The organism is Pseudomonas sp. TH41 (assembly GCF_016650695.1).
Classification (GTDB): domain Bacteria; phylum Pseudomonadota; class Gammaproteobacteria; order Pseudomonadales; family Pseudomonadaceae; genus Aquipseudomonas.
In genome coordinates, this window is the sequence record NZ_JAEKFH010000005.1 from 1,009,585 (window position 1) to 1,028,424 (window position 18,840).

General features: G+C 60.1%; 17 protein-coding genes. 3 read left to right on the forward strand and 14 right to left on the reverse strand.

The genetic code is table 11. The features are described 5' to 3' along the window. Nucleotides 1-54: 54 nt before the first annotated feature. The 5 genes from JFU37_RS23075 to JFU37_RS23095 form a co-directional block, all read right to left on the reverse strand. Nucleotides 55-348, reverse strand: a complete 294-nt coding sequence (locus tag JFU37_RS23075; protein WP_007898694.1) for a YcgL domain-containing protein — start codon at nt 346-348, stop codon at nt 55-57. Next, nucleotides 345-1,478, reverse strand: a complete 1,134-nt coding sequence (gene rnd / locus JFU37_RS23080; protein ID WP_201119197.1) for a ribonuclease D — start codon at nt 1,476-1,478, stop codon at nt 345-347. The genes JFU37_RS23075 and rnd overlap by 4 nt, the downstream gene beginning before the upstream one ends. Nucleotides 1,479-1,601: 123 nt before the next feature. Continuing rightward, nucleotides 1,602-2,264, reverse strand: coding sequence for a class I SAM-dependent methyltransferase (locus JFU37_RS23085; protein ID WP_201119199.1), 663 nt, complete (start codon nt 2,262-2,264; stop codon nt 1,602-1,604). A gap of 74 nt (nt 2,265-2,338) precedes the next feature. Further along, nucleotides 2,339-3,988 (reverse strand): phosphoethanolamine transferase, encoded by a 1,650-nt coding sequence (locus tag JFU37_RS23090; protein ID WP_201119201.1) that lies wholly within the window; start codon nt 3,986-3,988, stop codon nt 2,339-2,341. A gap of 166 nt (nt 3,989-4,154) precedes the next feature. Next, complete coding sequence (locus tag JFU37_RS23095; RefSeq protein WP_201119203.1) at nt 4,155-5,537, reverse strand: glutamine synthetase family protein; 1,383 nt, start codon at nt 5,535-5,537, stop codon at nt 4,155-4,157. 552 nt (nt 5,538-6,089) lie between these two features. Here JFU37_RS23095 and JFU37_RS23100 point away from each other — a divergent pair. Next, entirely contained in the window at nt 6,090-7,274 is a 1,185-nt protein-coding gene (locus JFU37_RS23100) for a cyanate transporter (RefSeq protein WP_201119206.1), read from the forward strand. Nucleotides 7,275-7,431: 157 nt separating this feature from the next. Then, nucleotides 7,432-8,367 (forward strand): LysR family transcriptional regulator, encoded by a 936-nt coding sequence (locus tag JFU37_RS23105; RefSeq protein WP_201119208.1) that lies wholly within the window; start codon nt 7,432-7,434, stop codon nt 8,365-8,367. A 3-nt stretch (nt 8,368-8,370) separates the two neighbouring features. On the opposite strand, the gene JFU37_RS23110 is transcribed toward JFU37_RS23105, so the two are convergent. Both JFU37_RS23110 and JFU37_RS23115 read right to left on the reverse strand, forming a co-directional pair. Next, the gene (locus JFU37_RS23110) at nt 8,371-8,736 is read right to left on the reverse strand and encodes a 5-carboxymethyl-2-hydroxymuconate Delta-isomerase (RefSeq protein WP_201119210.1); all 366 of its coding nucleotides are present in this window, start codon (nt 8,734-8,736) and stop codon (nt 8,371-8,373) included. Between the two features lie 56 nt (nt 8,737-8,792). Then, entirely contained in the window at nt 8,793-9,719 is a 927-nt protein-coding gene (locus JFU37_RS23115) for a LysR substrate-binding domain-containing protein (RefSeq protein WP_201119213.1), read from the reverse strand. A 186-nt stretch (nt 9,720-9,905) separates the two neighbouring features. Between JFU37_RS23115 and JFU37_RS23120 the strand changes: the two genes are divergently transcribed. Next, a complete protein-coding gene (locus JFU37_RS23120; RefSeq protein ID WP_201119215.1) occupies nt 9,906-10,097 on the forward strand; it encodes a YegP family protein in 192 nt (63 codons plus the stop codon). A gap of 103 nt (nt 10,098-10,200) precedes the next feature. Here the strand turns inward: JFU37_RS23120 and JFU37_RS23125 are convergent, their stop codons facing one another. The 7 genes from JFU37_RS23125 to JFU37_RS23155 all read right to left on the reverse strand — a co-directional run bounded on the left by JFU37_RS23125 (nt 10,201) and on the right by JFU37_RS23155 (nt 18,823). Then, nucleotides 10,201-10,905 carry an NAD(P)H-dependent oxidoreductase gene (locus JFU37_RS23125; protein ID WP_201119217.1) on the reverse strand — a complete coding sequence of 235 codons (705 nt, stop codon included), beginning with the start codon at nt 10,903-10,905 and terminating at the stop codon, nt 10,201-10,203. A 9-nt stretch (nt 10,906-10,914) separates the two neighbouring features. Next, complete coding sequence (locus JFU37_RS23130) at nt 10,915-12,570, reverse strand: ABC transporter ATP-binding protein (protein WP_201119508.1); 1,656 nt, start codon at nt 12,568-12,570, stop codon at nt 10,915-10,917. Nucleotides 12,571-12,578: 8 nt separating this feature from the next. Beyond that, a complete protein-coding gene (locus JFU37_RS23135) occupies nt 12,579-13,406 on the reverse strand; it encodes an ABC transporter permease (protein WP_201119220.1) in 828 nt (275 codons plus the stop codon). Nucleotides 13,407-13,409: 3 nt separating this feature from the next. After that, nucleotides 13,410-14,369 carry an ABC transporter permease gene (locus tag JFU37_RS23140; RefSeq protein WP_201119222.1) on the reverse strand — a complete coding sequence of 320 codons (960 nt, stop codon included), beginning with the start codon at nt 14,367-14,369 and terminating at the stop codon, nt 13,410-13,412. A gap of 147 nt (nt 14,370-14,516) precedes the next feature. Next, entirely contained in the window at nt 14,517-16,118 is a 1,602-nt protein-coding gene (locus JFU37_RS23145) for an ABC transporter substrate-binding protein (RefSeq protein WP_201119224.1), read from the reverse strand. 106 nt (nt 16,119-16,224) lie between these two features. Then, a complete protein-coding gene (locus tag JFU37_RS23150) occupies nt 16,225-17,640 on the reverse strand; it encodes an aldehyde dehydrogenase family protein (RefSeq protein ID WP_201119226.1) in 1,416 nt (471 codons plus the stop codon). Continuing rightward, complete coding sequence (locus JFU37_RS23155) at nt 17,633-18,823, reverse strand: pyridoxal phosphate-dependent aminotransferase (RefSeq protein WP_201119228.1); 1,191 nt, start codon at nt 18,821-18,823, stop codon at nt 17,633-17,635. The genes JFU37_RS23150 and JFU37_RS23155 overlap by 8 nt, the downstream gene beginning before the upstream one ends. Between the last annotated feature and the right edge of the window lie 17 nt (nt 18,824-18,840).

Here is an 18,840-nt window from a genome sequence, read left to right on the forward strand (position 1 = left end):
CGCCAAAATCATTCCAGTGTTTCATAAAGGCTCTGAACAGAGCCTGTCTGCCAATTACATCGGATCGTTGCGACGCAGCAACTCTTCTGGCAAATGTTCGATGTACTCGTCTTCTGCCGGCGGCATTTGCAGGTGATAGCCCTGCTTCTCGAGGTTTTCCAGGACCACGGTGATGTCCTCGCGCGACAGTTTGCGCTCGGGGGTCAACACCAGGTCGAAGGCGTGGTGTGGTTTGCCGAACGCGGCCATCAGGCTTTCCGGAACACGCTCCAGTGCATCGCTTTTGAGCACATAGAGGTACATCTCGTTTTTTTTCAGGCTTCGATAAATGGAGCAAATACGTTTCAAGGCTGTTCTCCGGCGGTGGCCAGGCTGTCGAGCAGTGCCTGGCCCATCAATTCGCGGCGCCAGCCACGCAGCGAATCAGGCAATTGGTAGGGACCATTGGGGTAGCCGCTCTTGAGCAGCGCTTCCAGGGTTTTCTTGCGCAGCATCAGCTCTGGTGCAATGTTCAGGCGCTCGGCCTCGGCCTGGCCAATGGCTCGCAGCTGCTTGACCAGCGCGGCGGCGTCCACCGGCAGAGGCTCCGGCACCGCAGGTGGCCATTGATCTGGCGACACACTGCCAGAGCGCTTGATCAGATCAAGCAGAAATTCGCCATCCTGACGCACGGTGCGCGGATGCATGTCTTCGATTTTCGCTAACGCGCCGAGATTGTCCGGTTGAGTCCGCGCCAGCGGCCACAGGGAATGCTCACGGACAATACGGTTGCGCGGCAGATCCCGCGCGCGGGCTTCGTGCTCACGCCAGGCGCAGAGTTCACGCAGTACCGCGAGTTGAGCGCGGGACAGCTTCCAGGCCAGTTTGGCGTCGCGATAGACCTCGTACGGATCGACCTCGCGACGCAGGTTGGCGACGAGTTCGGCGCCGTCTTCCAGGACCCAGGCGTACTTGTCGTCAGAAAGCTTCGGACGAAGCTGTACGAAAACTTCCGCCAGGTGCAGAGCATCTTCAGCGGCGTAGCTGATCTGAGTGTCGGAAAGTGGACGTTGCAGCCAGTCGGAACGGGTCTCGCCCTTGGGCAGGTCGATACCGAGCACTTCCTGTACCAGGCGCGAATACCCCATGGAAAAACCGAGGTTCAGGTAGGCCGCCGCCAATTGGGTATCGAACAACGGCACCGGCAGACTGCCGGTCAGGCGCAGCAGGACTTCGAGGTCTTCGCTGCACGCGTGGACGACTTTGACCACGGCCGGGTTTTCCAGCAACGCGGACAGGGGCTGCCAGTTATCGATGGTCAGCGGATCAATCAGGTAAGCGCGTACGCCATCGCCGATCTGCAACAGGCCGGCGATCGGGTAAAAGGTGTCGACCCGCATGAATTCGGTGTCGAGGGCAACGAATGGCAGCTGCTGCCACTCGGTACAAAACTGACCGAGGCTATCGTTGTCGCGAATCCAGTGAATATCGATGGCCACACGGCTCTCCCTTGAAGAATGGCGCGCAGTATATATCGCCCCCGGCGATTTCCGCGCATCCACTGAACAAGAGCTTTAGCGAAATAACCTACCGAACGGCAAGAATTGTCTGACAAACGGAGACTAGCCGACCTTACGCAGCACGTAGATCCGCATCCGCGCATAACCCGGCAGGAAGTCCTGATGGCTGAGCACGTCGAAACCCGCACGCTTGAACTCGCCTTCGACCTCGGTCTTGCTGACCAGCTGTTGGGCTGGAGTACCCTCTTCGTCTGATCGCCGAGGCTTGAAACGCGATTGGAGCCGCACGGCCACAATCACCGTATCGCGACTGACCCGATGGAACTCTTCAAGCATGGCCAACCGATGCTCGGGCGTGGCGATGTGTTGAAACAGCTGTATGCAAAAAATGCAATCGACTGCGTTCTCCGACAACCCGATGGTGAAGGCTGAACTTTGAAAGGTCTTGATCCGCTTTAACAGGTCCTGCGGATGGTGAGTCTGGGCGTGATTGAGCATGTCCTGAGACGGATCTGACGCGAGAACCACCCGGTTCGCGTGCTCGACCAGGACCGGCCAGTAACGCCCGACACCACAAGCCACATCGAGAATCAGCCCCGGCTCGCCAGCGACCTTGAGCGCGTTGCGCACCATCTGCTCGTCGCGCCAGAACGCCAGGCGCTCGGCCAGGCCACGCGGTCGCGGCTGAAGACAGACGCGAGCGTGTTCCTGATCGTAGCGCCTGGCGAACTCAAGTTCGATGGCGGAAGGCGGCTGAGCGGACATGTGCGTTTTGCTCTTGGTGGACGATCCGACGGCCACAGGTTAGCGACCGGTGTATGAGTAAAGGGTCGAAGTATTCACTTTTTGGCCAACACGCCATCGATGTCAGCACCGCGACAACCGGCAAACATATCCAGATCCTGGTTATACACCTTGCTGTTGATCTGCATTAAACCGAGCATCGAGTGGAACAGGTTGTCCTGGCTCAAAGGCTTGTTACGACTCTGTTGCAGGCATTGGGTGTCCACCGAGAACGACTTCTGATAGCTGTCGGAGAACCATGCCAACATCGGGACTCGCTTCTGTTGTTCCGGCGCCAGCATGTAAGGCGTGCCGTGGAGGAACAAGTTGTACTCGCCCAGGGATTCACCGTGGTCCGACAGATAAAGCATCGCGGTGTCGACCTTGTCCTGGTTGCTGCGCAACAGATCGATCAGGGTCGATAGCACATGGTCGGTATACACCAGGGTGTTGTCGTAGCCGTTAACGATACTGTCGCGACTGCAATTATTCAGCGCATTACTTTCACAAACCGGGGTAAAGCGCTCGTATTCTTTCGGGTACCGCTTGAAATACTCCGGACCGTGGCTGCCCATTTGGTGCAACACCAACACCGTGTCCTTATCCAGGGTATCGATGAAGTGCTGCAAACCTTGCAGCAGGATTTCATCGCGGCATTCGCTGTTGGCGCACAGTACCGGGTCTTTCAGGTCGCTCACGTCGTCGAGGGTGACCCGATCGCACGTACCTTTGCAGCCCGACTGGTTGTCACGCCAGATCACGTCGAGACCGGCGCGCTTGAGCACGTCCAGCAGGCCTTCTTCGTTCTTGGCCTTGCTGGCGTCGTAATCCTTGCGGCCCATGTCGGAGAACATGCACGGCACCGAAACGGCGGTTTCCGTGCCGCAGGAATGCACGTCCGTAAAAGCAATCAGGCCGGCTTCTTTACTCAGTTTCGGGGTGGTATCGCGGTTGTAACCGAGGATGCCGAAGTTCTCGGCCCGGGCACTTTCACCGACGACTAATACCGTCAGGGATTTACGGGTGTGGGCCTGCCACGCCGGGTTTCTCTGGGCATCTTCGCCGATTTTGACAAAAGGTTGCCGCGCCGAGACAACTTGCTCACGCAGGAAACCAACCGAGGCACCAATGTAGTTGCTCGGCACGACCATCAGCCGCAACTCATGGTGATTACGAAACAAGGAAGACAATCCTTGGTAGTTGACCAGCGCGACGCCACCGATGACGGCGATCGAGGCGATACTGACCAACGCCTTGGTTAACAACTCGCGGTGCCAGCGGCGATAACTCACCGGGGTCTTCCACAACACCAAAGAAGGCAAAACACCGAGCAATAGAATATAAGCAACCAACTTCAAGGACAGTAAGTCGCGTACTTCCGTGGCATTGGTTTGCACGAAGTTACGCAGCATGCCCGTGTCAATCAGCACACCGTATTGGCTCATGAAATACGCCACCCCGGCGCTGATCATGAAAATCAGCGTCAAGACAGGCTTCATCACACGCCGGAAAGCCAGCAAGGTCAGCACAATGTTGAAAGCGGCCAGGATCATCACCCCGAAGGCCACACGCATGACCATGCCCTTGGCGTTGGAATCGGTGATATCGAACAGGTGCTGCCAGAGAACTAAATTGAACCCCGCCAATAGAAAGGCACTGGCAATCAGTGTCACCCACTCGGGGCGCACGGCTTTAAATTTCAACATGAGAATCGACTGTTCCTGAAAGAGTGCCCTCGGCAAATGTGAAAATTTCATTTGCCGCGACCGCCTAAATTGTAGGCAGTCATCCATCAATTTTTTGTGAAAAAGAAGCCAACGATTAGTTGGCTTACGAAATCAGCGCAAAAATTTTAAACTATTTGAGAAGGGTTCAGGCCTGATTCAGGTACCAACGCCAATCCTGTTCCCCCACCTCACCCATGAATTGACGATATTCAGCACGTTTCACTGCCAGGTAGACGCCGAGGAACTCACCGCCGAACGCATCCCGAGCCCAGCTTGAACCTTCCAGCGCCCGCAATGTGGTCAACCAGTCCGTCGGCAGCAGTTCCTTGGCCTGCGCATAACCGTTGCCCTCCACCGGAGCACCGGGGTCGAGTTGTTCACGAATACCGCGATGGATACCGGCCAGAATCGCCGCAGCCGCCAGATACGGGTTGGCGTCGGCACCACAAATCCGGTGCTCGATATGCCGGGAGAATGCCGGCCCCCCTGGGACGCGCAAGCTCACGGTGCGATTGTCCACGCCCCAAGTAGCCGCCAGCGGCGCGTAGCTGTTGGTCTGGAAGCGACGATAGGAGTTGGCGTTCGGGCAGAACAGCAGCAACGAATCAAGCAACGTGCCCAGCATCCCGCCAACGGCGTGCCTGAGCAGCGGCGTGCCGTCCGCGGCTTCACTGGCGAACAGATTGTTGCCGTCCTTGTCTGCCAGACTGATGTGCATGTGCATGCCGGTTCCGGCCAGGTCATCGAACGGTTTGGCCATGAAGCAGGCCGTCATCCCGTGTTTGTGGGCTACACCCTTGACCAGCCGTTTGTAGCGAACCGCTTCGTCCATCGCCTGCAACGCGTCGGCGCGATGTTCGAGCGTGATTTCCACTTGCCCCGGCGCATATTCGGAAATCGCCGTGCGCGCCGGAATACCCTGGAGTTTGCAGGCGCTGTACAGGTCGGCGAGAAACGGCTCGATCTGTTCAAGTTCACGCAAACCATAGACCTGAGTACCCCGCGGGCGGCCACCATCGACATCCCGCGCCGGTTGTGGCCGGCCGTTGCTGTCGCGCTGCTGGTCCAGCAAATAAAACTCCAGCTCCGCCGCCATGACCGGGTAATAACCGTCGGCCTGCAACCCTTCAATGACCTTCGCCAACAGGTGTCGTGGATCGGCAATGGTCGCTGGCATGCCTTCCTTCGGGTGCATGCTGACTTGCACCGCCGCTGTCGGGATCAGGCGCCACGGCATCCGCGTCAAACTGCCGCTGATCGGGTAAGCCCGGCAATCGATATCACCGACGTCCCACACCAGCCCGGAATTTTCCACGTCATCGCCGTTGATGGTCAGACCGAGAATGGTGCTCGGCAAGGGCCGGCCGCTTTCGTACACCGCCAGCAACTCATCGCGGTGCAGCAACTTGCCCCGAGGCACACCGTTGTTGTCGAGGATGAATAACTCGAACATCTCGATATCCGGGTTTTGTTCAAGAAAGGTCAGGGCTTCGTATTTCGTGGCAAATGAGGTCGTGGCACTGCTCATGGGAATTCTCATATTTCCGAGTCAGGCAAACGCGCAAGCGTCGCCGGTCTGATCCTGCGCATAGCGCGGGACCCGTAGGAACAATCAACGGAAAATGCAGGAATCCGGCGGGCGCGCGTGTCGGCAGTGCCACAGCGCCCAAAAGGCTAATTCGGAGGGAAGTACGGCGGGACAACCGTCCATAGAAATAACCGCAGAGAACAGATGCGCAGCAGCGTCACACGGGCGGTTAAGTCGTTAAATCGGGATTTGAAGAACTTTGGTTGTGGGATGACTAAACAATTGATAGCACACCACGCCCTTTGTAGCACTTTGTAGCAGCTGCCGAGCCTGCGAGGCTGCGTTCGGCTGCGAAGCAGTCGTTAATCCTGCCACTTCGGTCTACCTGAAACACTGCGCAGAATGGTTTTACGACTGCTTCGCAGCCTCGCAGGCTCGGCAGCTGCTACATCGGGCATTTATTTAGTAGTTAAATACTACTTCGGACTTTCTGATTTGCGGACTCCCGGCCTCGCGCGCCTAATCGGCTCCGGTTTACTCAAGGTCCGATTGATGGAAAACGTTCGTGCAACGTCCCGCCCCGCGCTCTGGCTAATGCTCAGCATTGTTCTGGCCGCCCTGAACCTGCGTCCCTCCATGGCTGCTGTCGGGCCTTTACTCTCAGCGATTCGCGGCGACATTGCGCTGAGTTTCAGCCTCGCTTCGCTGCTGACCCTGTTGCCGGTGATGACGATGGGGTTGGCGATGTTTTTTGGCCTCAGCGTCAGCCAGCGGCTCGGCGAACAACGCACGGTGGTGCTCTCGTTGTTGATTATCGGCCTGGCCACGGCATCGCGCCTGTTCCTCGACTCCGCGGCCGAACTGATCCTCAGCGCCGTGCTGGCGGGTGTCGGTATCGCGCTGATCCAGGCGTTGATGCCGGCTCTGATCAAGGCGCGTTTCAGCGATAACGTTTCGCTGTGCATGGGGCTCTACGTCACATCGATCATGGGCGGCGCCGCCATCGCGGCGTCCTTCGCACCCGTGGTGATGACCCGCACCGGCAGTTGGCGCGTAGGCCTGGCGGTGTGGGCGACGCTGGCGGTGGCGGCGTTGCTGTTCTGGCTCGGGCAACGCTCGGCGATGCCGACGCGAGACCCCAAAGACTCACGCAACGAATCCTTCTTCGGCAATTCCCGCGCCTGGTTACTCGCGATCTTCTTCGGTCTGGGTACGGCGTCCTATACCTGTGTGCTGGCCTGGCTGGCACCGTACTACATCGAAAAAGGCTGGAGTGAAGAAAATGCCGGGTTGCTGCTGGGCTTCTTGACCGCCATGGAAGTGTTGTCCGGCCTATTGACGCCGGCCATCGCCAACCGTAGCCGGGACCGACGTCGGGTGCTGGTGGTGTTGCTGGTGCTGATCATGGCCGGCTTCTGCGGACTGGTTCTGAGCCCGCAGCACCTGAGCCTGCTGTGGCTGTGCCTGTTGGGGCTGGGCATCGGCGGACTGTTCCCGATGAGCCTCATCGTGTCCCTGGATCATCTGGACAATCCCCGCCGTGCCGGTGGCCTGACCGCGTTCGTGCAAGGCATCGGTTACCTGATTGCCGGCCTTTCGCCGCTGATGGCCGGGATGATCCGCGACCGGCTCGGCAGCTTCGAATGGGCGTGGTGGTCACTGATGGGGGTCATGGCGCTGATGATCCTGATGGTGCTGCGCTTCGACCCACGGGATTACGCCCGACACATTCGCTGACCCGGAAACCCCCTATCCTGAGGTCCAGTCGCCGCGCCGTTTCAGCCGTCGCTCAAGGCTGATACCGACGAAGCATTCTCCTTGCACGCTCGTTCCGTTAGGATCATTCGCACACGTTGCGCACAATCAGCGCAAGGAACACGGCGAGGCAGAATGGATGCTGAACAGTAACGTGCTAAGAAAGCTCGACATGCAGGACCTCATGGTGTTTGTCGCTGTGTACGAGCAAAGCAGCGTCACGGTGGTGTCCGAGGCGCTCTGTATCAGCCAGTCCACGGTGAGTTACTGCCTGAAAAAGCTGCGCAGCAGTTTCGAGGACGAGCTGTTCCTCAATACCCGGGCAGGGATGCGTCCAACCGGCAAAGCCAACAGCATGTACACCCACGTGCTGAAGATCCTCGAAAGCATCAACCTGTGTCATGCCGGCGCCCAGGCGTTCGACCCGACCGCACAACCCGTCACCTTCAACCTCTGTGCGCCGGAATACTTCGAGCAATTGATCTTGCCGCGCTTGTTGAAGCGTTTCGATTTCGCCGGCCTGCCGGTGATGATCAACATGCACAAGTTCGACACTGACATCCCCGCCGAGCAATTGCGCGATGGCAGCCTCGACCTGGTGATGTGTTTCGGGCCGAACTTTCATCGCAGCCACGACGATTTCAGATCCCGGAGGCTGCTGGAGGATGACCTGGTGTGTGTCTTCGATAAAGGCGCCGCGCCGCTGGAACCGCGCTTGAGCCTGCAAGCCTTTGTCGAACGCCGGCATGTGTTCCCGACGCCCTGGACATCCGCCACCAACATGGTCGACGGCTGGCTCGCGCAGCAGGCGCAAAAACGGCAGATCGTCGCGCGCGCCAACAGCTACAGCGCGGCGCTGAAGATGATCACCGGCACCGAGTTCATGGTGACCCTGCCTCGGCGCATCCAGCGATGGCTGGCCAGCGAGGCACCCTTTGATCATTGCGAAGCCCCCATCGGCTTGCCGGGGTTCACCCTCGACATGCAGTGGCACCAACGCATCGATCAGGACAGCGCCAACACTTGGCTGCGCGAGCACATTATTCAGGCCTGCTCCGAGAAGGAAATGACCTGACCGTTAGTGGTTGATGGCGGTCTTGACGTAAGACTCTCGATCGATGTCGAGGATTTCCACGGCCAGTTGAACCTCAATCCCCGTCGGCCATTCACACACATCCTGCAGCACCGCCAGCAGGCTTTCGGATAACTGTTTCTTGATCTGCGGCGAGCGACCGCTCAACAGCGCCAGCTTCACATGCACAAAGGCGCGCTCAGCCAGCGCGGTGCCGACTTTGAACGTCTCGACCTTCACCGCGCGGCTCTTGATGTCGAATTCGGCAGCGAACTGACCGGAAGCCATCAGTACATTGTTGAGCCGGATCAACGCCATGTCGGCATTCAGTTCGGGCAGGTTGGCGGTGTATTCCATGTGCAGGTGGGGCATGACGGGCTCCTGAAGTGTGGCGCAAAGGTCCTAGGTATAACACAGCGTCGCCTGACTCACAGGGACAACGGCAAGGCGGAACGCTCACTCATAAACGCCTCCAGCCGCGAGCGCAACCAGCGTTCGGCGGGGTCGGTATCGACATGGCTGAGCCAGACCATGGACAGGTCCAGGGTCGGCGTCTTGAACGGAAAGGGCTCGCTGAACAGCACACCGGACGCCGCCATCGCCTCGGCCGTGTAGTCCGGCAGACTGGCAATCAGATCGGTGCCCGCCAGCAGGGCCGGCAACGAGCTGTATTGCGGCACGGACAGTACGACATGGCGCGTACGACCGATCTCCGCCAGCCACTCATCGGCGTAACCACTGACGTTGGCGGTGTGGGAAACCAGCACATGGGGGCGTGAGCAATATTCATCGAGGGTCAGCGGTGTGTCGGAGGCATCCGCGCGCAAAATGTTTGGCTGAATGTGTCGCAGCAATTTGCGCTTGGCATTGGCCGGAAGGCCGCGAGTCTGGCTGATACCGACGGTAATATCGCCGGAGGCCAGCAAGTCGGGAATCCGCCAGTAATCGACATGCTGCACCACGAACACCACCTTGGGCGCTTCCTGGCGCAAGGCCCGCAACAGCGGCGGCAACAGGCCAAACTCGACATCGTCGGACAGCCCGATACGAAAGGTCATGGTGCTGCTGGCGGGGTCGAAATCATGGGTCAGGCTCAACGCCACCGACAACGAGTCCAGCGCCGGCGACAGGTGCCGAATGATCTCCTCCGCCCGCGCCGTCGGCTCCATGCGATGCCCCACGCGAATGAACAGCGGATCGTTGAACATCGTGCGCAAGCGGTTAAGCGCCGAGCTGATGGTCGGTTGGCCAAGAAACAGTTTCTCCGCCACCCGCGTGACGTTGCGCTCCAGCATCAATGTTTCGAACACCACCATCAGGTTGATGTCGGCCTTGCGCAGTTCATTTCGATTCATGCGTTTTCCCCATGCCCAAGACTCGCGTCAGTTTAGGAAGGCAGGGAGAAGGCGTCTACTGCGCTGTCGGGCCAGTGTTCAAACTATTCGAAACAAATGCCCGATGGCCAAATAACCCAGCTCCGCTAGGCTTCTTTCGACGCGCCGCACAGGCTGCGCATAGATCAATCGCATGGAGCGAGCAGTATGTATTTTGAGATTTACAGGCAATCCAAAGGCACCCCGAGCACTGGAAAAGGGCAATGGCGCTGGCGCTTGAGGGCGGGAAATCACGAGACGATCGCCAGTGGCGAGTCGTACGTGAACAAAGGGGATTGCCTGCACGCCATCGGGCTGATCAAAGGTGTGGAAAGTGAAACGCCGGTGAAGGAAATCTAGGCGCCCAAGATCAAAAGATCGCAGCCTGCGGCAGCTCCTACATGGATTGGCGCTCCTCTGTAGGAGCTGCCGCAGGCTGCGATCTTTTCAGGATTGAATCAACTCAGACAGGCAATGGATACAGAGCATCGTCGAACTGCGACAAACGCGGGAACGCCATCGGCAGGTCATCGCTCAAGTGTTCCAGGCGTTGCTGGTAACCACGCAGGAATTCTTTGCGGGCTTCATCGCTGATGTAAGGCACATGCCAGGCCACGAACGGTTCCAGCACGTCAAAACCGACATAGGCCAGCGTGCCGCGCAGGATGGGTCGCAGCATGTCTTCCAGCGGGCCGTGAATCGCGCCGTCACCGAACATATGCTCGCGCCCGCCCAACGTCACGGTAACCAGCGCCTTCTTGCCGCTCAATCCACCCTGGTCGTAGAAGCGCTTGCCGCCGTAGCAGACACCGGACACCAGCACCCGATCAATCCAGCCCTTGAGCATCGCCGGCGCCGAGAACCAGAAAATCGGGAAATTCAGAATCAACAGGTCGGCCCACAGCAACTTGTCGAGCTCCTGCTGGATGTCCGGCGCGAGCGACTGGCTCTTCACACCCAAGCGCTGCTCCAGGGCATACACCAGGTACTCCGGGTTTTCCCGCGAAGAAAAGTCATCGGCGCTGGCCACCGGATTCCAGTTCATCGCGTAAAGGTCGCTGACCTGGACCTCATGCCCTTGGGCTTCGAGGGTCGTAACAGCCTGGTCACGCAACGCCGCGGTGAAGGATTGCGGTTCTGGATGGGCGTGGACGATCAGTACTTTCATGGCAATTCCTTAGACGTTTACAAGCTTTGTGTTTGAAGACGGTAACGCGCGCGCGGCCAACAACCGGTCAAGCCAGTCGGGGTCCATTTGCGGTTCGGATGAAAACAGCAGTCCGGTGTAATCCTGATGCGGCGGCGTGAAAATGGCGCTGCGCGAGCCGTGGTCGACCACCCTGCCCCGCTGCATCACCAATACTTCATCAGCAATCGCCCGCACTGTGGCGACATCGTGGGTGATGAACAGGTAAGCGACGCCCAATTGTTGCTGAATCCGGTTGAGCAATTTCAGTACGCCTTCGGCGACCAATTGATCCAGCGCCGAGGTTACTTCATCGCAAATAATCAACTGCGGATCGGCGGCCAATGCCCGAGCAATACACACGCGTTGCTTCTGCCCACCGGACAGCTCGCGAGGTTGACGCTCCATGAAGGTCGCCGGATCGAGCTCGATCATTTCCAGCAACTCGGCCACTCGCGCCCGCATCGCCTTGCCTTTGAGCCCCAGGTAAAAGGTCAGCGGCCGACCGATGATGTCAACGATGCGCTGACGCGGATTCAGCGCCGTGTCGGGAATCTGGTAGATCATCTGGATGCGCCGCAATTGCTCCTTGCTGCGCTGCCGAAAGTCCGCCGGCAGCGCCTCGCCGTCGTACAACACCTGACCCGACGTCGGCGACAGCAAGCCGGTGATCAACCGCGCGGTCGAGCTCTTGCCACTGCCGGATTCGCCGATGACGGCCAGGGTCTGGCCTCGATACAAGCTCAACGAGACATCGTGCAGCACAGGCTGATGACCGTAACTGGCGCAGCTTTTGCGCAATTCCAGCAGCGGTTTTTCCTGTTGCGGGCACGGCTTGGGTTCGGTGCGGAAACTGCGCACCGCCCACAGCGACTTGGTGTAGTCCTCCTGCGGGTCACCCAGCATCTTGCGGGTCTCGGCCTCCTCCACCAGTTTGCCGTGACGCAGCACCATGATCCGGTCGGCCATTTGCGCCACCACCGCCAGGTCATGGCTGATGTAGATCGCCGCACTGCCGTAGGTCGCCACCGCATCACGAATGGCCGCCAGCACTTCAATCTGCGTGGTGACGTCGAGGGCGGTGGTCGGTTCGTCGAAGATGATCAGGTCCGGGTGACAGGCCATGGCCATGGCGGTCATGACCCGCTGCAATTGCCCGCCAGACACCTGATGCGGATAGCGCTGACCAATCTGTTCCGGATTCGGCAGGCGCAGCACCCGATACAACTCCACCGCTTCTGCCATGGCCTGGGCACGGCTCATGCCACCGTTCTTGACCGCCGTTTCCACGTGCTGATCAATCAGCCGATGGGCCGGGTTAAACGACGCCGCAGCGCTTTGTGCGACGTAGGCAATCCGCAGACCACGCAGTGTGCGTAGCGCTTCAGGTTTGGCGCGCAGCAGGTCGATGCCGTCGAACTGCACCGAGCCGCCGGTGATCCGGCAACCGTCACGGGTATACCCCATGGCGGCCAGGCCGAGGGTCGACTTGCCGGCACCCGACTCACCGATCAGCCCCAATACTTCGCCGCGTTGCAGGGTCAGGTCGATGCCCTTGATCAGCGGGTGCCAAGCGTCTTCGTAATGGCCTTCGATGTGCAGATCGCGGATTTCCAGCAGCGGCTTTTCGTTGTCGATCGCGTTCATGTTCATGTTCAGCACTCCTTGAGGCCGCTGGATTTATGCAACATCCAGTCGACAACGAAGTTGACGCTGACCGTAATCAACGCCACGGCCAGCGCTGGCAACAGTGGACTGATGTCGCCGAAAGTAATCAGCACCGCGTTGTCGCGGACCATGCTGCCCCAATCGGCGGTGGGCGGCTGAATGCCCAGACCGAGGAACGACAGCGCGCTGATGAACAAAAACACGAAGCAGAAACGCAGGCCGAACTCGGCAATCAGTGGTGCGGCGGCGTTGGGCAACACCTCGCGGGTCACCAGCCACCATAAGCCTTCACCGCGCAGACGTGCGGCCTCGACGAAGTCCTGCACCACCACGTTCATCGCCACCGCCCGCGACAGGCGAAACACTCGGGTCGCGTCCAGCAGCGCGATCACCAACACCAGCGACGTCGCTGTGGTGCCGACCACGCTGAGAATCAGCAAGGCGAAGATCAGCTGCGGGATCGCCATCAGAATATCCACCACCCGCGACAGGCCCTGATCGACCCAGCCGCCCTTGATCGCGGCGATTAATCCGCTCAAGCCGCCGAGCAAGAACGCCAGCACGGTGGTCAGGAAGGCAATGCCCAGGGTGTTGCGCGCGCCGTAGACCAGGCGGCTGAACATGTCCCGGCCGAGGTTGTCGGTGCCCAGCAGAAACTCACCGCTCCAGGGCGCGAAGCCGTCGCCCACCACTTGCGTTTCGCCGTACGGCGCCAACACCGGCGCGAACAGCGCCACCAGGATGTACAGGATGATGACCAGTATTCCGAACTTGGCACTCAGCGGTGCCCGGAACAATTGTTTGAGCAGGCTCATGTTCTACCCCTTCGGATGCATCAGGCGTGGGTTGCTGGCGATGGACAGCACATCGGCCGAGGTGTTGAGCAGAATGTAGGTCGCCGCGAAAATCAGGCTGCAGGCCTGAACCACCGGGATGTCGCGTTTGGCCACCGAGTCCACCAGCAATTGGCCAAGGCCCGGATAGACAAACACCACCTCGACCACCACCACGCCGACCACCAGGTAAGCGAGGTTCAGCGCCACCACGTTGACGATCGGTGCCAGTGCGTTGGGCAAGGCGTGACGGAAGATGATCCGCGACTGGCTGATACCCTTGAGCCGGGCCATTTCGATGTAGGGGCTGGCCAGCAGATTGATCAAGGAAGCGCGGGTCATGCGCATCATCTGCGCGATGACCACCAGGCTCAATGTCGCGACCGGCAGCACCGAGCGTTCCAGCACTGTGCCGAAGGAGGCGTCTGGCGCGAGGTTGGAAATGCTCGGGAACCAATTGAGTTTCACCGCGAACACCAGGATCAGAATGTAGGCGACAAAGAACTCCGGAAACGACACTGCGCTCAGCGCCGTCGTGTTGAGCAAGCGGTCGAACCAGCTGTTGCGATAGAGCGCCGCAAGCATGCCCAGCAACAAGGCAAGCGGTACGGAAACCAGCGCCGCCAACGCCGCCAGACTGAAGGTGTTCCCCAGACGCGAGGCCACCAGTTCGGCGATGGGCCGCTGATTGGCCAGCGAGACCCCGAGATCACCTTGTAGCAGGTGCCAGATCCAGTGTCCGAAGCGGGTTAGCGGAGGCAGGTCCAGGCCCAGTTGAGCACGGAAAGCCGCGACGGTTTCCGGCGTGGCGGACTGACCGAGCATGGCCTGGGCGATGTCACCCGGGAGCATGCCGACGGCCAGAAAAATAATCACCGATACCGCAAACAGCGATAACAGGCCCAATGCCAAACGCTGCGCCAACAGCTTGAAAATACTATTCATCGTGCAGTTCCTTGAAATGGGCACGCTTGCGAAAACTGCAAATCTCCAACCCTGTAGGAGCGAGCTTGCTCGCGATGGTGTGTCAGCCACATTGGTGTCAACTGACACTCCATCGCGAGCAAGCTCGCTCCTACAACAACAGCGTCACTACGCCTGCCACCAGCGTTCGATGACGCGCAGGCCGTCCAGCTCGCCATAAGGCGCAGTCTGGCCGCCGTGAGCGACCCGGTTCGACCGCGCCGCCACCGAACTGGCAAACAACGGCACAATCGCCCCGCCGTCGTCCCGGCACAGCGACTGCATTTCGTTGTACATCTCGCGGCGCAGCGGGTCGTTCATCTCGCCTCGGGCGGCGTTGAGCAACTGGTTGAAACGTGGATTGTCCCAATGGGTTTCGTTCCACGCCGCGCCTTTGGCGTAACCGATGCTGAACATCCGGTCGGCTGTCAGGCTGCTGTACCAGAACGACGTGGTGAATGGTTGCTTCATCCAGACATTGGAGAAGAAACCGTCGGCCGGCTCGCGGACCACGTCGATATCGATCCCGGCCTGACGGGCCTGCTCCTTGAACAGCACCGACGCGTCCACCGCGCCGGCGTAGGCCGCGTCGGAGGCTTGCAGGCGGACCTTGAGCGAATCGACACCGGCCTGGCGCAGGTAAAAACGCGCTTTGTCCGGATCGTACGTGCGCTGCTCCAGCGCCGTGTTGATGAAGCGGCTGCCAGGCTGGATCGGATGGTCGTTGCCCACCAGGCCGTAGCCATGCAGCACCGAGGCCAGCAGGGTTTCGCGATTGATCGCGTGCTTCATCGCCAGGCGGATGTTGCTGTTCTGGAACTGCTGGCTGTCGCACAACATCGGGAAGGTGTAGTGCTGGGCGCCTTTGGTTTCTTCGATCACCAGGTTCGGGTTGCGCTTGAGCAAGGCCACGGTTTTCAGGTCGACCTTGTTGATGACATCGACCTGCCCGGTGACCAGCGCATTGATCCGCGCCGCGCCGTCGGAAATGGCAATCAGTTCGGCACTGGCGAAATGCGCCCGGCCCGGTTTCCAGTAATCGGGGTTGCGCTCCAGGGCCATGCGCACACCTGGATCGAACGCCTTGAGGCGATAGCCTCCAGTGCCGACACCGGCCTGCCAATCCGGGACACCGTCCTTGCTGGGCATGATCACCAAATGGTAATCGGCGACCACATAAGAGAAGTCAGCGTTGCCCGAATGCAGTTCGAACACCACGCTGTCAGTGCCCTGGGCGCTGACCTTGGCGACATCGCCCAACACGGTCTTGGCCGCTGAAGTGGATTTTTCGCCGAGGTGATGCTGGATTGATGCAACCACGTCGTCGGCGGTCAGGGTTTTGCCATTGTGAAAGGTCACACCCTGACGCAGTTTGAAGGTCCAGATACGCGCGTCGGGGGTCGACGTCCAGCTCTCGGCCAGTTCTGGAATCGCGGTGCCGTCCACGGCAATTTCGGTCAGGGTGTTATAGACCGCCGAGAAGCCGACGAAGGTGAAGGTGTCGCTCCAGGAACCGGGGTCTTTTGAATCGGTGGTGCTGCCGCCCGCCAGGCCCAGGCGCAACACGCCACCTGGCTTGGGAGTCGCTTCCTCGGCGAAGGCGCCAAACGGCAGCCCCATGGAGAACGCTCCGGCCACCGCTGCCGCAGTGGCGCTGTATTTCAAAAAGTCCCGACGCGGAAAACTGAATTCATGGTTCGCTTGAGTAATCTTGTTGTTGTTATCGCTCATTGCATTGCCCCTGATCAAAAGCCACGAAAGTAATGAGTTACCGGTTCAAAACCACGCAAAACACCGGGCCAAAGCCCGGTGCGTAGATCGTTTACCTCATCAAGGCTCACACCTGAATCGCCTTCACTTCGACGAACTCGTTGAGCCCTTCTTCACCCCATTCACGGCCATTGCCCGATTGTTTGTAGCCACCGAACGGCGCTTGATAGTTGAACGCGGCGCCATTGAGGAAACATTGCCCCGCCCGCAGCTGACGGCCCAGTTGCAAGGCGCGTTCAGTGCTCCCGGCCCAGACACCGCTGGACAACCCGAACGGTGAATCGTTGGCCATCTCAATGGCCTGTGCTTCGTCGGCGTAAGGAATCAGGCACAGCACCGGACCAAAGATTTCTTCCTGAGCGATGCGCATCCGGTTGTCGACATCCGCGAACAGGGTTGGACGGACGTAGAAACCACGCTCGAACGCCTGCGCTGTCTCACCGCCACACAGCAATCGTGCGCCTTCCTGCTGGCCGACCTGAATGTAGTCACGCACGGTGCGGCGCTGCGCCGCCGAGCACATCGGCCCAAGGAAGCTTTGCGGGTCTAGCGGGTCGCCCATGCGCAGGCATTGGGTTTCGGCGATGGCCAGTTCCACGGCTTCGGCGTAACGGCTGGCGGGCAGCAACATGCGGGTCAACGCGGTGCAGGTTTGCCCGGAGTTGATCATCACGTCCTGCACGCCGTAACGCACGGCCGCCGCCAGATCCGCATCTTCGGCAATCAGCAACGGCGACTTGCCGCCCAGTTCCAGGCACACCCGTTTCACCGAAGGCGCCGCCGCTTGCGCCACGCGCACACCGGCGCCGGTGGAACCGGTGAACGACACCATGTCCACGTCCGGGTGTTTGGCCAACGCTTCGCCAACCTTCGAACCTGGCCCGCTGACCAGGTTGAACACCCCGGCCGGCAAGCCGATGGCTTCGATCATCCGGGCCAGCCAAAAGGCGTGCAACGGGGTCTCCTGACTCGGCTTGACCACCACGGTGCAACCAGCAGCCAGCGCCGGAGCGAGCTTGCCGATCAATTGATGCAGCGGGTAATTCCACGGATTGATGAAGGCGCAAACACCCACCGCCTCACGAATCACTAACGAATTGCCCACCTCGCGCACTTCGTCCATCAGGCCGGCGAGTTCGACGTACTGCTCAAGCCCCTCAATGGGCCCGTCCACCTGAACCGAACGGCACCATTGCACCGGCATCCCCAGTTCAGCGGTGATCACCGCGGCCATCTCATCGGCACCCGCGCGCAATTGCTCGGCGAGGGCACGGATGTAGCCGGCGCGCACGCTCGAGGGTGCGCGCGACCAGGGACCAAACGCCCGGCGTGCGGCCGCCACGGCCTTGTCTACATCGCGTTCATCACCCAGCGGCACCGAACCGGCGACGCCTTCAGTGGCCGGGTTAATCACCTCGGCGATGCCCTGTCCGGATGGGGTTTGCCAGCGACCATCAATAAACAACATCTTGTAGTTATGCATACTGGCGAGCCTCCATCAGCTCACGGGCACACCGGGCGATGCGCTGGCAGGCGTCACGCAGCGGTTCTGCCCCCACCACCAACCCCAGACGAATATGCCCGGCGGCGCTCGGACCGAACGCTTCACCGGCCAGCACCGACACGCCATGGCGGTCGAGCAAGCGGTCGGCGAATGCGTGGGCGCTGAGCCCGGTTTCGCGGATATCGACCATCACGAACATCCCGCCATCGGGTTTCAAGGCACGTACGCCGGGGCAGTCGGCCAGGCTTTCACAGACCAGATCGCGGCGCTGACGGTAGGCGTCACGCATGGCTTCCAGTTCCGGCAAATGGCTTTCCAGCGCGACGATAGCGGCGTCCTGAATGAAATCCGGCGAGCCGTACAGCATGCACAGCGCGAGGTTTTCCAGGTGCGTCGACAGGGACGTCGGCGCCACCACCCAGCCGACGCGCCAGCCGGTCATGGCATGGGATTTCGACAGGCTGTTGAGCGTGGCGGTGCGCTCAGCCATGCCCGGCAAACTGGCCGGACTGACGTGTTCACCTTCGAACAACAACTCGCTGTAGACCTCATCGGAAATCAGCCACAGGTCGTGGGCAATGCACAGTTCAGCCAGCGCCTCCCAGGTGCTTCGCGGCAGACTGGCGCCCGACGGGTTGTGTGGACTGTTCAGCGCCAGCGCACGAGTGCGCGGCGTGATGCGGGCCGCGACGTCTTCGGGCAGGACCCGAAAACCGTTTTCGGAGCGCACCGGCACCGGAATCACCACCGCGCCACACGCACCGAACACCGCTTCGTAAGTAACGTACATCGGCTCGGCGACCAGCACTTCATCGCCGGGATTGAGCACACACTGGGCAACGCTGAACAACGCGCACTGCGCGCCGGCGAGCACGGTGACGTGATCGGCCGAGACCTGCTGGCCGCTGCGTTGCTGGTGACGCTTGGCGATACTTTCACGCAAGGCGCGCTTGCCGCGTACTTCGGCGTAGTGAGTGTTGCCGGTCAACAGACTGTCGATGGCGGCCTGCACGATGGGCACCGGGGTGTCGAAATCCGGGTCGCCCACCGACAGCAGCAGAATGTCTTCGCCCTGTTCCTGCAGCGCCAGCGCACGGTAATGAATACCCCAGGCGGCAGCGCCGTCACCGGCGATACGTTGAGTCAGATCGGAAAAGCGCATGGCGATACCCCTGTAAA